We start from the raw sequence: 14568 nt of genomic DNA, 5'->3' as shown, positions 1-14568 counted from the left end.
CGCTGCGCTGACCCCGCCCGTCCCGTCCCATCCCATTGCGCCTTCCCACCCGGGATGGTCGCTCCCCGCGGCGGAATCGCGACCATCCCGGGTGGGAAGGCGCATGTCTGGGGTCAGCCGGGCAGGCGCAGCGTCATCGGCTGGCGGCCGGCCGCCTCGACCAGCAATCGTGCGTAGATGCGCCGGCCGGCGTGGTTCGTGACGCCGGACAGCGTCACCTGCGCCGGCGTGGTGCTGTCCTTGCCGCTCGCGCAGTTCGGCGTGCAACTGCGCTGATGCAGCGTGCCCGCGCCGTGCGCGCTCGCGCCGCCGAACGACGTCCACCGGATGCCCTGCACCGACTCCGTGCCGTCGCCGCAGGTGAGATAGAGCAGCGTGGGGCTGCTCGTCACCCGCTGGCCGCCGCAATTGAGCACCTGCAGCCTGGGCGGTGCCGTAGTCTCCGGCGGGGAGTTGGACGGCGACGAGCTGGCCGACGACGACACGCTGCCCGAGCTCGACGCAGCTGCGGACGGCGGGTGGGTCGACGCGTGCGCGGTCGACCCGGAGTACGTGCACGCCGACAGCGCGGCGCCCACGAGCAACAACGCGGCAGCCGGCGCGAGCTCACGCAAGGGTCCGCCTCAGGAAGTCGGCCTGCTCGCCGACCGACTTCTCGAACACGTCACCGACGTAGATGTCGAAGTGGCTGCACGGGAACGACAGCACCTGCGCCTTGTCGCCGAGCTTGGCGATGACCTCGTGCACGGACTTCACCGGCGCGATGTTGTCCTGCTCGGCGACCACGACGAACGCCGGGCAGCTGACTCGCGCGGCCATCCGCACCGGTCGGTTCGCCGGGATGCGCAGGATGCCACGCGCGCACATCTCGTTGCGGAAGGTCGCGCCGGCGATCGCGCCGTAGCCCTTGGTGGCGCCCGGCGCGGAGATCACCGCGGCCGAGTCGGGGTCGCCCACGATCGGCACGGTCACCGGGGCGCGGCGGCGCGCGGCAGCGGCGACGTCGCGCACTGCGGCCGCCGTCATCGCTGCGGTCTTGCCCGTGCCACCGCTCTGCTGCACGCCGAACAGCGCGGCCAGCCCGTCCATCGCGGCGCCCTGGCTGACCAGCGCGCGGATCGACTGGTCCTGCGCCGCGACAGCGATGACGTGGCCACCGGAGTACGAGCTGCCCCAGATGGCGATGCGGGTCGGATCGACGCCCTTGCGCGCCCGCGCCGCGGCGATCGCGGCGTGGTAGTCCTGCCGGTGCTTGCGGTGGTCGACGTCCTGGCGCAGCGCGCCGTCGGACGTGCCGAAGCCGCGGTAGTCGAACACGAGCACGTCCGTGCCGACCGCGGCGAACCGCTCGGCGAACGGCAGCAGCCCGCAATCGCGCGTCGCGCCGAAACCGTGCGCCATCACCACGCACGGCCGGCCGCGGGCGGTGGTCAGCTCGTCGGACTGCGCCGTCAGGTACCACGCCTCGCACCGCGTGCCGTGACTGTCGAACGAGATGGTCTCCATGACGTCCCTCCGCCGCGAGCCTGACGTGGAGCAGGTTACGGCGCTCGCGAGCCGCGCGTGCTTTCCTGCTCGAGCAGCGCGTCGAGATCCTTGAGCCGGTCCAGGCCGTGCAGCGGTTGGGCGATGCGCTGATTGCCGGCGAGCTTGTCCCGGTTGCGGTGCAGGAACGCCCAGTACCCGGCGGTGAACGGGCACGCGTCGTCACCGACGCGCACCTTGGGGTTGTAGACGCACTCGCCGCAGTAGTCACTCATCCGGTCGATGTACGCGCCGCCGCCGGCATACGGCTTGGTGGCCATCACCCCGCCGTCGGCGTACTGGCTCATGCCGACGACGTTGGGCACCATGACCCAGTCGTAGCCGTCGACGAACGCCCGGTGGAACCAGTCGGTGACCTGCGCCGGGCGCCAGCCGTGCTGCATCGCGTAGTTGCCGAGCACCATCAGCCGCGGGATGTGGTGCACCCAGCCGTGCCGGGCGACATCGCGCAACACGTCGGACAGGCACGCGGCGTCGACGTGCTCGTGGTCGAGCTCGGCGAACCACTTCGGCAGGTTCGTCGTCGCGCCCAGTTCGTTGCGACTGCGATAGTTGCGCGGCTGCTGCCAATACAGGTGCCACACGTAGTCGCGCCAGCCGATCACCTGCCGGGTGAAACCCTCGACCGACGAGATCGGCGCGTTACTTGCGCGGTACGCCTCTTCGGCGCGGTGCACGACCTCCACGGGATCGAGCAGCCCGAGATTCATCGGCGCCGACAGCAGCGAGTGCGCCATCCACGAGTCGGTGCGCAGCATCGCGTCCTCGTGCCGGCCGAAGTTCGGCAGCCGGTGCTCGACGAAATCGCGCAGCGCGTGCAGCGCCTCGGTGCGCGTCGCGGCGAACCGGCGCGGCCCGTCCTCGCCGAGGAACGCGACGTCGCCGTCGCGCTCCCACCTGTCGAGGTCGTGGCGCACCTGCTCGTCGATCTCGTCTTCGGCCGGCCACCACGGCTCGTCGATGCCGAGCGTCGGCTGCTTGGGCGGTGGCTCCCGGTTCTCGTGGTCGAAGTTCCACTTGCCGCCGGCCGGGTCGGTGCCGTCCATGAGTACGTCCAGGCGACGCCGCGCCTCGCGGTAGAAGTCCTCCATCAACAGCCGCTTGCCGTTGCGCGCGTCGGTCCACGCCCGGAAATCGGCCATCGACGTCGCATAGCCCCGGGCGTCGAGCAGCTCGACGCGCTCGCGGCCGCGGACGAAGTCCAGCGCGGTGTGCGAGGTCGGGTGGCACACGGACAACCTGTCGCGAGTGTGGTCGACGACCTCGGCGTAGGTGTCGGACTCGACGTAGCGGCACCGCTCGCCGAGTTCGGCGGCGCGGTGTCGCATGGCGGACAGGATCAGATGTGCCTTTTGCCGGTGGAATCGCCGCCGCCGGAACACCGCGCGCGACTCGACGAGCAGCACCGGTTGATCGGCATCGTCGGTGAAGTGCGGGCCGAGCTGATCGCCGAAGATCCACCGTCGGTCCATGCCTCGGACCTACCCGGTTTGCACCTGTCAGCGTCGCTATCGCGCCGGCGGGAACCGCGGTTACCGACGGTTCCAGGTGCAAACCGAACGTGCCAGGATCACCCGCATGTACCTCGCGACCACCGACGACGCGAACCGCCTGCTCGAGCAAGAACCGCTGGCGCTGCTGATCGGCATGCTGCTCGACCAGCAGATCCCGATGGAGAAGGCGTTCACGTCGCCGGCCGTTCTTCGCGAGCGGCTCGGCGGGACGCTCGACGCGCGCATCATCGCCGACTACGACGCAGACGCACTGGAGGCGGTGTTCCGCGAACCTCCTGCGCTGCACCGCTTCCCGGCGGCGATGGCCAAGCGGGTGCAGGAGCTGGCCGCACGCTTGGTCGAGCGCTACGACGGCGACGCCGCGGCGATGTGGAACGGCGCGCGGGACGGCGACGAGCTGGTCGCGCGCATCGCGGCGCTTCCCGGTTTCGGCGCGCAGAAGGCCAAGATCTTCACTGCACTGCTGGGCAAGCAGTACGGCGTGCGGCCGCCCGGCTGGCGCGAAGCGGCCGGCGACTACGGGGTGGACGGCGCGCACCGTTCCATCGCCGACGTCGTCGACCAGGACTCGCGCGCGGCGGTACGTCAGTACAAGCAGCAGATGAAGGCGGCGGCCAAGGCCAAGGCGTGAGCCCACGCTCTGCCGGGCTGTCAGTGCTTGCTCGGTCGTGCCGGCGACGCAGATCGCGACCACAGCTGGGTAGGAGGACGTTCCGCTCAGACGCGAGGCGTCAATTGGTCCGGCGGTAGCGGACGTGGGTGGTCAGCGGCGAGTGCAGGACCTCGACCGGTTCGAAGTCGAAGGACTCGAGCCCGTCGAACATCCGCTCGCCCGAGCCGAGCAGTACCGGTGCGATGTCGAGCGTGAGCTCGTCGATCACCCCGGCCCGCAGTGCCTGTCGGACAGTCGACGCGCCCCCGGCGATGTCCACGCCGCCGTCTCCGGCGGTCTCACACGCCGCGGCGTAGGCCGCGTCGAAGCCGTCGGTGACGAAGTGGAAGGTCGTCCCGCCGTCCAGCTCGATCGGGTCGTGAGCGTGGTGGGTCAGCACGAATACCGGCGCGTGATACGGCGGTTCGGGACCCCACCAGCCGGACCAGTCCGTGTCCCACTCCCCGCGGATGGGTCCGAACATGTTGCGCCCCATCACGTACGCGCCCCGGGGGCGCATCAACCAGCCGGTCGCGGTCCGGTCGGCGTCGGTGGCCCGCGGGTCGCCGATGTGCCAGCCGTGCAGCTCCTTGCCGCGTTTGCCCAGTGGGTCGTCCATGCTCTGGTCCGGCCCGGCGACGAAGCCGTCCAGCGATATCGACATGTGGCACGTGGTGTCCGGCACGACGAACCTCCGCATTCAGGTGACGGCGAACGCGGCCGAGCGCATGACCTGCATCTGCGCGCCGAGCCGCTCGACGAGCGCGGCGTCGACGTCGGCGCCACAGCTGCGCAGCCAGTTGGCGATCATGCGGTGCCCGCCCTCGGTCAGCACCGACTCCGGGTGGAACTGCACGCCCTCGATCGGCAACGTGCGGTGCCGCAGCGCCATCACGATGCCCGTCGGCGTCCGGCCGGTGACGACGATCTCGGACGCCAGCTCGTCCTCCGGCACTGCCAACGAGTGGTAGCGGGTCGCGGTGAACGGCGACGGCAGCCCGGCCAGCACGCCGACACCGTCGTGCACGACGGTCGACGTCTTGCCGTGCAGCAGCTCCGGCGCGCGAACCACCGGCGCGCCGTAGACCGCGCCGATGGCCTGGTGGCCGAGGCACACCCCGAGCAGCGGCGTCGCCCGCTCGGCGCACGCCGACACGAACGCCATGGACGCCCCCGCGTCCTCGGGCGCACCCGGGCCGGGCGAGATGAGCACCCCGTCGACGTCGAGGTCGGTCAACTCCGCCGGTGTCACCGCGTCGTTGCGCCGCACCACCACCTGCGCGCCAAGCTGTCCGAGGTACTGGACGAGGTTGTAGACGAAGCTGTCGTAGTTGTCGACGACCAGAACCCGGGTCACTTGTGCGGCACCGTGACCTGACTGATCGGCAGGTGCGGCTCGATCCACGGGAAGACCACGAACAGCAGCAGGGCCGCCACCGCGGCAACCAGCACGAGCGCCTGCAGGACGCGCACGGCAACCGGGCCGGGCAGGTGCCGCCAGATCCACACGTACATCAGGAGCCCTCCGCGTCGAACAACTTGCTGATCGCCGGCGGCATCGTCGATCCCGTGCTCGGGAGCCGGGTCTGCAGCATCGAGTAGACGATCATGCGCCGCGCCGCGGTGAACTTGGGATGGCAGGTGGTCATCGTCATCAGCCTTGCCGCCGCCCCCACGCCGGTGTGATCGGGCACCGGCAGCAGCGGACCACCGTTACTGGGGTCGACGATCTCGCGGCCGGGCAGCGACGCCGTCTTGCCGCCGGCCACCGCGACCGACTGGTGCTCGTGCTGCGGGTCGCCGCCGGCCTGATTGCCGAGTACGCGGTAGACGAACCAGTCGGTCTTGGTCTCGATGATCACCGGGTCGCCCGAGCGGAGCTGGTCGATGTTGAGGAACGGCTCGCCCTTGCCCACCCGGTGCCCGGCCACCGCGAAGTTGCCCACCGCGCCGGGCAACGGCGTGCCGGTGTAATGCCCCGGACCGAGCGCCAAGGAGTCCTGCGACGTGCCCTGCACGATCGCGAAGTGGTAATGCTGCCCGAGCCGGGGCATGTAGATCTCCGCGATGCCGGTGCCGACCTTGATCGCGCTGCGGGCACTGCCGGGCAACGGCAGCAGCGGATTCTCGCCCTGCTTCCACTCGGTACGCAGCTTCGAGGCGATGCGCTTGTTGTCGTGGTCGGAGAAGATGTTCGTGATCCACACCTCGTACACGACGAACAGCAGCACTATCAGCCCGAGCGTGATGAGCGTCTGGCCGATGCCGCGCAGCGCGAAACGCACCTTGTCGCCGGTGCTCATCGGCTGCCGCGGTGGTTGCGCGGCCGGCGGCGCGTCGGCGATCGTCCCGGTCATGTCGGCCGACCCCTCCCTCACTTCGTCGCACGTGCATAGTTCAGGCCCACCTGCCCCGTGTACGCCGGCACATCGATGCGCGAGCGGGTGTCCACCGTGTACACGAGGCCGTAGTAGCTCGCGGCCTCCCGGAACAGCTTCACCCCGGGTGACGCAGCGAGCCTGTCCTGCATTGTCGCTGACGGACCGATCGCAGCAACCCGAAAGGGCGGTGAGTACACCTCGCCGTTGAGCAGCAAGGTGTTTCCGACACACCGTACGGCCGAGGTCGCGATCACGCGTTGCCCGGCGATGGACATGGCTTCCGCACCGCCGGCCCACAGTGCGTTGACCACGGCCTGCAGGTCGGACTGGTGCACCACCAGTTGGTTCAGCTCGCTGGGGTCGGTGGCGTTCTTGTCCGGCGAGTCGTCGAGGACGACCTCGAGTCCGGGGCCGTGCAGCGCGCTCAGCCCGGCCTGCGCGCGCAGTGGGCCGTTGGCCGCCTGTGCGCCCGCGACCCCGGTGTTGTCCGCTCCGGCACGGCGCTGCGCGGCGGTCACCCGACGCTGCAGCGCACGCACCTGGGCGTCCGCGTCGTGCACCCGTGCCTCGGCGTGCCGCACGGTGTCGACGAGGGAGGACGTGCCCGGCGCGCGCAGCTCGGTACCGCGCGAGTCCGCGGCGCTGGTCGCGAAGCCGACTCCGGCGACCAGGCACACCACCGGAACGAGCACCCGCCAGACGGTGCGGCGGCGGCGGCTCGTCGGTGCGGCCGGCGCTGACGCCGTCCCTGTCGGAGTCCCGGCCACGATTGCGCCGCCTCTCAGCTGCCCTGCCAGGTTGCGCCGTCTACGCTATCCGGTGACGAGCAGAGCGCCCGACACCGCGGCCACCGCCATCACCGGCCGCGTGTACGCCACCCGACGGGCGCGCAACGCCAGGAGAGACAGTGCCCAAGTCCAAGGTCCGCAAGAAGCCCGACGCGCCGCTGCGCCCGCAGACGGCCACCCCGAGCGCCCGTGCGCTGTCGCCGAGCCCGTCCTGGTACCCGATCGTCATGGTTGTCGTGCTCGTGCTCGGCCTCGCATACATGATCGTCTACTACTTGACCTCGAGCGGCACCTCGCCGCACATCCCCGTGATGGCAAGCCTCGGCGCGTGGAACTTCGCCGTCGGCTTCGGCGTCATGCTGCTCGGCCTGATCATGGCCGTCCGATGGCGCTGAGCTCGTCCACACCGTTTTCCACGCCTGTGATTACACGCCTGTAGTTCGTCCCCAGCTGGGGAGAAGCCTGTGGACGAATCCTTCGAACCAGCCCGGGTCCGATTCACCCCGGACCGCCGATATACCGCGCTCGCCGCCGTCGGGGTGGCGGCGGCACTGCTGGCCTGCCTGCTCGGCAACGACGCACCCGGCCGGCTGCTCGCCGCCCTCGCGGCCGTCGTGCTCGGCTCCTACGTCGCCGCCGACCTCGTCTTCACGCCACGGCTGGTCGTGGACCGCGACGGCGTGGCCATCCGTTCGCCGTTCACGCGTGCGCAGCTGAGCTGGCCGCAGATCGACGCCGTGCGCACCGACTCGCGGATCCGGCTGGGCATCCGCAGCACCACACTGGAGATCGATGCCGGCCCGGTGCTGGCAGTCCTCAGCCGCCGCGCCCTCGGTGCCGACCCGGTCGAGGTCGAGCACGTGCTGGCCCGGTTCCGGCCGCCGCCGGGTCGCTGAGCGGCAGAACTCACCAGGTTGCCGTGCGCACCACGACGACCACGGCGATCAGCACCGCGACGCCCACGAGTCCGCCGATCTGCACCCCGGTCGGCACCCGCTTGCGCACCGTGGGCAGTCCGCCCAGCGCCAGGCCGCACAGCAACCCGGTGACAAACCCGCCGATGTGCCCGAGTTTGGAGATGTCGGCGACGGAGAACGTGATGATGAAGTTCAGCGCGATGATGCCGACGAGCCACTGCAGGTCGAGCCCGATCTTGCGGGCGAGCACGAGAGCCACCCCGAACAACCCGAAGATGGCACCTGATGCGCCGACGGTGGGACCGAACGCGTTGCCGAACGCGTAGACCGCGGCGCCGCCGCCGAGCGCGGCGAGCAGGTAGCTGACCGCGAATCGCCATCGCCCGAGCACCGACTCGATGGCCGGGCCGACGAACGCCAGCGCCAGCATGTTGGACGCTATGTGCAGCAGGCTGACGTGCAGGAACGCCGAGGTGAGCAGCTCGTAGTAGTCATGCCCGTCGTGCACGAACTCCGGGACGAGCTGCCATTTCGTGAACAGCGCCGACGGGTCCCGCGACGCCCCCGGGTTGTTGATGCCGCCCGGCGACTTGAGCCCGGTGTAGACGTACGCAACGACGTTCAGCACGACGAGCGTGATCGTCACGTACGGCGGTGACGACCTCAGCCGGGCGCCGACGCTCGTGCGCTGCGCGCGAATCGTCCGCGCGCCCTGCCGGACGTCGTCCGGGCACTGGAAACCGACCGACGCGGGACGCATGCAGTCCGGGCAGATCGGCCGGTCGCAGCGCACGCAGCGCACCAACGCCTCGCGCTGCGGGTGCCGGTAGCAGCGCGCGTCGAGCTGCGCACTCGGCCCGGCCGGCTGCGTCATGACGTCGCTCCTGCGCAGGTCTTGCCGCGGGCTACGCGGCAGGCTCGACGGTGACCGACTCGATCGTGATCGGCTCGACGGGCTTGTCCCGCCGGTCGGTCTTGGTGGTGGCGATGCGGTCGACCACGGCGCGGCTGTCGGCGTCGGCCACCTCACCGAAGATCGAGTGCTTGCGGTTCAGGTGCGGCGTCGGACCGACCGTGATGAAGAACTGCGATCCGTTGGTACCCGGCCCGGAATTCGCCATCGCGAGCAGGTACGGGCGGTCGAAGGACAGCTCCGGGTGGAACTCGTCGTCGAACTGGTAACCGGGGCCGCCGTAACCCTCGCCGAGCGGATCGCCGCCCTGGACCATGAACCCGTCGATGACGCGGTGGAAGACCGTGCCGTCGTAGAGCGGGTCGCTGGTCTTGGTGCGGGTGCCCGGATGGGTCCATTCACGGGCACCGGTCGCGAGGTCGACGAAGTTCTTGACCGTCTTGGGCGCGTGGTTGGCGTAGAGCTGGACGCGGATGTCGCCGGCCGAGGTGTGCAGCGTGGCGATCTGGGTCGGGGCTGGAGCGGACAAGAAGAACTCCCGGACGTCGAAGACAAGACCATTCATCCTGCCACGCGCGGCTGTCGGTCAGAATTTCCCGGCTATCGCCGTCCCGATGTTCCGTGCGTTGATCTCCGAGTCGTTCTGCTGCGTGTGGACGACGACCAGCACGGTGCCCTTCGCGAAGGCGAAGGCCCAGTCGCGATTCCCGTCCGGCCCGAAGAACTTCGTCTGGTATGAGACGCCGTCGGCCCCCGGCGCGAAGCGCGGGGCACTCTGCTGGCTGCCCGGGCGGCCGGCCTGCGCGGTGCGCACCAGAGCGTTGTGCGCCGCGGCCGCGGTCGGGAACGTCGTCGGCAGGATGTCGGCCACCGCCTCGTGCCGGGTGTTGCCGTAGGAATAGGCGAAGTAGAAGCGGCAGCCGACCGGGCGGTAACCCGTCAGCACGGTCGTCCGGCCCACCCGATCGCCCTCGATGTCGGCGATATTTGCGCCGCTCCCGCTGCGGTCCTCGTTCAGGCCGGCCCGGATGTACGGGCAGTGCGCGAACTTCTCGCCCTTCGGCGCCTTGCCGCCACCGGGCAGCGGGGCGACCGTCGCCGCCGGTGCGGGCGTGAACGACGCGCCGGACGGTGGCTGAGTCAGCGTGCGGGTGCCGGTGACGGTGCGCGTGGACGGCGTCGGGTCGCGCGGCGCGGACCTGCTCGCGGTGCAGCCGACCAGGGACACCGCGGCGGCAACGATCACGAGCACACCACGCGGGCTCACCGCGGGCGCCCGACGGCGACGCGCGCGGCCTGCTCGGGCAGCGTGTCGTCCAACGGTTCGAGCTCGACGGCATCGCCGCGCCGGGCGTACGCGCGGCGCAGCAGCTCGTCGGCGAAGCGTGGGCTCTTGGCGAGCACCGGGCCATGCAGATAGGTGCCGAAGACGTTGTCGCGCACCGCGCCCTCGGTGCCGTCGGTGCCGTTGTTGCCGCGTCCGTGCTGGCTGCGGCCGAGCGGCACGGCGGCCGCACCGAGCGTGGTCAGGCCGCTGTGGTTCTCGTACCCGACGAGGCGCCCCCAGTCGGGCGTGTCCACATGGTTGTTGCCGATCAGTCGTTGCTCCTGTCCGCGGGTGACGACGTCCAACACGCCCACGCCGGCGATGCGCACGCCGTCGTGGGTGACGAACTCGTGCCCGAGCATCTGGAAGCTGCCGCAGATGGCGAGCATGACGACGCCGTCGTCGGCGAGTGCCCGCAGCTGCTCCCCACGCGACACGAAGTCTGCGCCGATCTCGCCCTGCGCGGCGTCCTGACCGCCGCCGCCGAGCAGGATGTCGGCGTCGTCCGGCAACCGGTCCCCGACGCTCACCGCTTCGACGCGCACCGGCAGGCCTCGCCACTGCAACCGCTTGCGCAGCACCAGCACATTGCCGGTGTCGCCGTAGATGTTCATCTCGCGCGGATACAGATGCACGAGCACGAGTTCGCGCGTCATGCAGCGTGACCGATGCGTTGCAAGGTTGCGTGCAACGCCCACATCGCCGTGTAGGTGCTGAACACGACCACGCGAGCGTCGGCGTCGACGGCGCGCACAGCGGCTCGCACGCTCTTCTCGAGATCCGGTTCGATCTGCTGCACGTCGACGTCGTCGTAACGCAGCCGCACGGCCATGTCCGCTGCACGGGTGCCGGACGTCGAGCGCCGTGCCGGCAGGTCGCGAAGCGCGCCGAACTGCACGTCCCACAGCCACGACACGTCGCGGCCGTCGGCATAGTCGTCGTTGATCGCGACGACGACAGCGGCAGGCTGCTCGAGTTCCAGCGTGCGCAGCGTCTGCCGGAACCCGGCAGGGTTTTTCACGAGCTGCAGGGTCACCCGCCGGCCGTCGACGTCGAAGCTCTGGCCGCGCCCGAACGCGGGTGCGACCTCGGCGAGGCGCGCCGCGATCTCGTCGCTGGACAGCCCGAACGCCAAGCCGAGTGCCGCGGCGCCGCACGCATTCTGCGCGTTGTGCGGTCCTTCGGCGCGCAGCACGATGTCGCGGTCGCCGTCGGTGCCGAGTCGCATCGTCAGCGCCGGGCGTCCCGGGCCGGGAAGTACCTGCAGCTGCGCGGCCGCGGGCAGCTCGGACACGTGCACCGGGCCGCCGTAGAGCTCTTCGTCGTTGGGGAACAGCTCGCGCAGCTCCGGCGCCACGCCGTAGTACGCGACCTGCGCCGAGGTGCTGTCCGCGAGCGCGGCCACCCGCGGGTCGTCGCGATTCAGCACGACCTCGCGGGTGGTGGCGGCGGCCACCTTGCCGAGCAGCCGGGCCGTCGTGTCGATCTCACCAAAGCGGTCGAGCTGGTCGCGCATCACGTTCAGCAGCAAGGCGTGCGTGGGCGCGACGCGCTCGACGAAGCGCACCGCCCACGCCTCGTCGAGTTCGAACACCGCGACGTCGAAAGGCAACCGGCCCGACCACGACGCGTGCTCCACGGTCGCGGTGATCGCGCCGCGGACGAAGTTCGAGCCGGTGTCGTTGGTCAGCACGCGCCGGGTGCCGCCGAGCATGGTCGCGACCATCTTCGTCGTCGTGGTCTTGCCGTTCGTACCGGTGACGACGACGACGCCGTCGGGCAGTGTCGCGAGTGCGCGGGCGAGGTAGCGGGGAAAGACTTTCTCCACGACGAGACCCGGCAACGCGTTGCCGCGGCGGCCGATGAGCCGCAGCCCCAGCAAGGTCACCTTGCCAAGCCACACGGCGAGCACGTTCATGGCGTCGAATTTAGTCGACAAGAGCACTCGGCCCCCGCGCTTGCAGCGCGGGGGCCGAGTGATCGTTCGCCAGTTGCGTCAGCCGAGTGTGCTGAACCACTTCGTGTTCGGCACACCGACACCGGTGACGTTGTCCCAGCCCTGCTTGACCTGCAGGCTGCTGTCCTGGTTGAACGTGCGGATCGAGTACACATACCCGTCCTTGCCGTTCTCGGTGTTGGCGTAGTCGACGCGCACGTTGCCGGCATCCGGCGGCGTGCCCTTGACGTCGGTGAACGCTGTTGCCCGCTTCTTGTAGATCGTCGGGTTCAGGAACCCGGCGCGCTTGCCGGCGTGCTGCACCGCGAGCGCGGTCATGCCGGCGAACAGCGGAGACGCCAGGCTGGTGCCGCCGATGCGGTACTCGTCGTACTGCACCCCGGTGCTGAACGTCTGCGTTTCACCGACCAGCATGCCGGTGGTCGGGTCGGCGTCCATTGCGACGTCCGGGACCTGGCGGCCGCCGTCCGGCGTGATGCCGGCCTGGTAGCTCGGCTGGTTGAACAGCGTCGACGTGCCGCCGCCCGCGCCGTACAGGTATCCGTTCGCGGTCCAGCTCTTGCCGTCACTGGACAGCGAGTACTTGTCCGTGCCCCAGCCGGTGTCGAACTTGCGGTAGTACTGCACGCTGCCGTCGGGAGCCTCTTTCGCGGCGATCGCCGTTGCCGTGCCGCCGACAGCGGTCACGTACGGGTCGCTGGCCTCGAAGTCGGCCGACTTGTAGCCGATGTCGGCTGCCTCGTCGCCCTCGTCGCCCGAGGAGAACAGGAAGCTGATCCCCTGGGTGGCCGCCTGCATGAAGGTGTTGTTCTCCGCAGCGATGTCGGCGCTGCTGATGCCGACCTCGCCGGCGTCGCCGAACGAGTCGGTGACGATGTCGACCTTGTTGTCGTCCACGACCTGCTGCAGCGTGTCACCGAGGTCGTAGCACGACTTGCTGCCGTAGTAGTGGATCTTCGCACCCTGCGCCATCGCGTGCACGGCCTCGACGTCGAGCGTCTGCTCGCCGTACCAGCCCGATGCGTCGCAGTCGTCCGGCGCGGCGTGGGTGAACGACTTCGGCACCGTCTGCGTGTACTGGCCCTTGGCGTACGGCGCGTCGGCGTGGTTGTTCGCGTAGGTCGTCGTGTCCTTGACGATGGTCGGCGCCGCGTACGCGTCGATGATGCCGACGGTCGCGCCGGTCCCGTCCAGGGCCGTGCCGCCCTCGTAGGCCGCTCGGAACTGCGGTCCGGTGTAGCCACACACCGCGTAGGGCAGCGTCTTGCCCTGGAACTTCGGCAGCTTGGTCTTGTAATCCTGTTGGTAGGTCGCCGCGAGATCGCCGTACGCGGTCGAGCACGGGCGCGCATTGCGGAAGCCGGCGGGCGGCGGCGCGTCCTGCTTGCTCGTCGGGGTGACCTTGGCGGGCGTCGTATCCAGCCCGGAGACCGCGAGCACGCTGGACGAGACGCCGGCGGGCACCTTGAGCGCGCTTTCCGGGGCTTGGACGGTGCGCCCCGCGTGGTGATAGCGGCCGATCTTCGCACCGAACGCGTGCTCGGCCTGCGTGACGGTGCCGGAGACGGTGACGTATCGGTTGTGCGCCGCGGTGCCGGTGACCTTGAGGCCGGACTTGCGCAGGAACGAGGTGACGGCGTGCACACTCGTGGCGGTTGCGTCGAAGCGCTGGTGGTACTGCGCTGCGGTCAGGAACTTGTGGTAGCTCGCGCTGCCGGGCGTGCTGATCGCCGAGGCGGCCTGCTGCAACGCCACGGTGCCCCCGCGCGGAGCCAGATACACCCGGGCGTGTACGCCGGCGTGCTGGCCCGCATGGCCGAGCCGGTGCGTGTGCGCAACCCAGCTCGGCTTCGAGTTCGGCACCGCTTTCGCGCTCGCCGAGGATGGTGCGGCCACGGCGGACCCCATCCCGGTGAGCGCGGTGGCGAGCACCGTGGTCGCGGTAACCCCTACCGCGGTGATGGTGCGTCTGTACATCGACAAACCCTCCGGTAGACCTCGTGCGAGGTGCAAATAGTCCGGCATCTCATATGTAATACCGAATTCTCACCTAAGCACGGTTGCTGCCCGTGTGCGCGACGGGGGGTGACCGCTTCCTGCATGTCACGTAGTTGCCGTCCGCGACGCGTTAGGGCAGCAGAAAGTTTCAGGGTGTGGAGCCTAGGAGATTCGAACTCCTGACATCTGCCTTGCAAAGGCAGCGCTCTACCAACTGAGCTAAGGCCCCGTCGTACTCGAGATCCCAGCACGTTACAGCCCCCGTTGCGCGACGCGCGCAGGGAGCTGGTCAGCGCGAGGCGTCGGCCGTGGCCTCGCGCCAGAGCAGTTCGGCGTCGGCCTGGGCCTGGCGGCGTCGGGCGCCGACGGCGGCGACCAGCCCGGCCACGGCCGCTGCAGCGGCGACGACGATCGGCCTGGGCATGGCTACCTCCGAGGTGTGCGTCCGGTGCGGATGCACCGGCTCACTGTGCGCCTGCATGGCGCCATGGTGGGCCTGGGAGGACTTGAACCTCCGACCTCATCCTTATCAGGGATGCGCTCTAACCGACTGAGCTACAGGCCCGCGAACGCGAC

At 70.0% G+C, this 14568-nt stretch carries 18 protein-coding genes and 2 tRNA genes; 3 read left to right on the top strand and 17 right to left on the bottom strand.

All coding sequences use genetic code 11. The features are described 5' to 3' along the window. Window positions 1-113 precede the first annotated feature (113 nt). From ACFFCN_RS08290 to ACFFCN_RS08280, 3 genes are read right to left on the bottom strand one after another with little or no spacing between them, the layout of a single operon-like run. On the bottom strand, window positions 114-614 hold the full coding sequence (locus ACFFCN_RS08290) for a hypothetical protein (protein WP_375490668.1): 501 nt from the start codon (window positions 612-614) through the stop codon (window positions 114-116). Further along, window positions 607-1506, bottom strand: a complete 900-nt coding sequence (locus ACFFCN_RS08285) for an alpha/beta hydrolase (RefSeq protein ID WP_375490667.1) — start codon at window positions 1504-1506, stop codon at window positions 607-609. The genes ACFFCN_RS08290 and ACFFCN_RS08285 overlap by 8 nt, the downstream gene beginning before the upstream one ends. Before the next feature lie 35 nt (window positions 1507-1541). Beyond that, window positions 1542-3017, bottom strand: a complete 1476-nt coding sequence (locus ACFFCN_RS08280; RefSeq protein WP_375490666.1) for a cryptochrome/photolyase family protein — start codon at window positions 3015-3017, stop codon at window positions 1542-1544. A 106-nt stretch (window positions 3018-3123) separates the two neighbouring features. On the opposite strand from ACFFCN_RS08280, the gene ACFFCN_RS08275 reads away from it, so the two are divergent. Continuing rightward, complete coding sequence (locus tag ACFFCN_RS08275; RefSeq protein ID WP_375490665.1) at window positions 3124-3690, top strand: HhH-GPD-type base excision DNA repair protein; 567 nt, start codon at window positions 3124-3126, stop codon at window positions 3688-3690. Window positions 3691-3790: 100 nt separating this feature from the next. Here ACFFCN_RS08275 and ACFFCN_RS08270 read toward each other — a convergent pair whose 3' ends face one another. Genes ACFFCN_RS08270 through ACFFCN_RS08250 form a run of 5 tightly spaced genes read right to left on the bottom strand, consistent with a single transcriptional unit; the run spans window position 3791 to window position 6784 of the window. Next, complete coding sequence (locus ACFFCN_RS08270) at window positions 3791-4396, bottom strand: dihydrofolate reductase family protein (RefSeq protein WP_375490664.1); 606 nt, start codon at window positions 4394-4396, stop codon at window positions 3791-3793. A 15-nt stretch (window positions 4397-4411) separates the two neighbouring features. Next, window positions 4412-5068 (bottom strand): aminodeoxychorismate/anthranilate synthase component II, encoded by a 657-nt coding sequence (locus tag ACFFCN_RS08265; RefSeq protein ID WP_375490663.1) that lies wholly within the window; start codon window positions 5066-5068, stop codon window positions 4412-4414. Continuing rightward, window positions 5065-5226: a hypothetical protein gene (locus ACFFCN_RS08260; protein ID WP_375490662.1), complete on the bottom strand. Its 162-nt coding sequence runs from the start codon at window positions 5224-5226 to the stop codon at window positions 5065-5067. Before ACFFCN_RS08260 ends, ACFFCN_RS08265 begins: the two co-directional genes overlap by 4 nt. Next, window positions 5226-6068, bottom strand: coding sequence for a class E sortase (locus ACFFCN_RS08255; protein WP_375490661.1), 843 nt, complete (start codon window positions 6066-6068; stop codon window positions 5226-5228). Before ACFFCN_RS08255 ends, ACFFCN_RS08260 begins: the two co-directional genes overlap by 1 nt. Window positions 6069-6085: 17 nt before the next feature. Next, the gene (locus ACFFCN_RS08250; protein WP_375490660.1) at window positions 6086-6784 is read right to left on the bottom strand and encodes a DUF881 domain-containing protein; all 699 of its coding nucleotides are present in this window, start codon (window positions 6782-6784) and stop codon (window positions 6086-6088) included. A 215-nt stretch (window positions 6785-6999) separates the two neighbouring features. Between ACFFCN_RS08250 and ACFFCN_RS08245 the strand changes: the two genes are divergently transcribed. Both ACFFCN_RS08245 and ACFFCN_RS08240 read left to right on the top strand, forming a co-directional pair. Further along, on the top strand, window positions 7000-7275 hold the full coding sequence (locus tag ACFFCN_RS08245; RefSeq protein ID WP_375490659.1) for a cell division protein CrgA: 276 nt from the start codon (window positions 7000-7002) through the stop codon (window positions 7273-7275). A gap of 69 nt (window positions 7276-7344) precedes the next feature. Next, window positions 7345-7776, top strand: a complete 432-nt coding sequence (locus ACFFCN_RS08240) for a PH domain-containing protein (RefSeq protein WP_375490658.1) — start codon at window positions 7345-7347, stop codon at window positions 7774-7776. A gap of 10 nt (window positions 7777-7786) precedes the next feature. Here ACFFCN_RS08240 and ACFFCN_RS08235 read toward each other — a convergent pair whose 3' ends face one another. The 9 genes from ACFFCN_RS08235 to ACFFCN_RS08195 all read right to left on the bottom strand — a co-directional run bounded on the left by ACFFCN_RS08235 (window position 7787) and on the right by ACFFCN_RS08195 (window position 14557). Further along, window positions 7787-8671: a rhomboid family intramembrane serine protease gene (locus tag ACFFCN_RS08235; RefSeq protein ID WP_375490657.1), complete on the bottom strand. Its 885-nt coding sequence runs from the start codon at window positions 8669-8671 to the stop codon at window positions 7787-7789. A 31-nt stretch (window positions 8672-8702) separates the two neighbouring features. After that, complete coding sequence (locus ACFFCN_RS08230; protein ID WP_375490671.1) at window positions 8703-9239, bottom strand: peptidylprolyl isomerase; 537 nt, start codon at window positions 9237-9239, stop codon at window positions 8703-8705. A 57-nt stretch (window positions 9240-9296) separates the two neighbouring features. Continuing rightward, window positions 9297-9956 (bottom strand): hypothetical protein, encoded by a 660-nt coding sequence (locus ACFFCN_RS08225; protein WP_375490656.1) that lies wholly within the window; start codon window positions 9954-9956, stop codon window positions 9297-9299. Window positions 9957-9973: 17 nt separating this feature from the next. Then, window positions 9974-10693, bottom strand: coding sequence for a type 1 glutamine amidotransferase (locus ACFFCN_RS08220; protein ID WP_375490655.1), 720 nt, complete (start codon window positions 10691-10693; stop codon window positions 9974-9976). Next, on the bottom strand, window positions 10690-11955 hold the full coding sequence (locus tag ACFFCN_RS08215; protein WP_375490654.1) for a MurT ligase domain-containing protein: 1266 nt from the start codon (window positions 11953-11955) through the stop codon (window positions 10690-10692). Before ACFFCN_RS08215 ends, ACFFCN_RS08220 begins: the two co-directional genes overlap by 4 nt. Before the next feature lie 78 nt (window positions 11956-12033). Next, window positions 12034-13971 (bottom strand): protease pro-enzyme activation domain-containing protein, encoded by a 1938-nt coding sequence (locus ACFFCN_RS08210; protein WP_375490653.1) that lies wholly within the window; start codon window positions 13969-13971, stop codon window positions 12034-12036. 177 nt (window positions 13972-14148) lie between these two features. Then, window positions 14149-14221 (bottom strand) — tRNA-Ala (locus ACFFCN_RS08205). Window positions 14222-14281: 60 nt separating this feature from the next. Then, window positions 14282-14473 carry a hypothetical protein gene (locus ACFFCN_RS08200; RefSeq protein ID WP_375490652.1) on the bottom strand — a complete coding sequence of 64 codons (192 nt, stop codon included), beginning with the start codon at window positions 14471-14473 and terminating at the stop codon, window positions 14282-14284. A 7-nt stretch (window positions 14474-14480) separates the two neighbouring features. Beyond that, window positions 14481-14557, bottom strand: a tRNA-Ile gene (locus ACFFCN_RS08195). Window positions 14558-14568 lie beyond the last annotated feature (11 nt).

This window comes from uncultured Jatrophihabitans sp. (assembly GCF_964246335.1).
Taxonomy (GTDB): Bacteria; Actinomycetota; Actinomycetes; order Mycobacteriales; family Jatrophihabitantaceae; genus Jatrophihabitans.
This window is presented reverse-complemented; position numbering and strand designations above follow the sequence as displayed.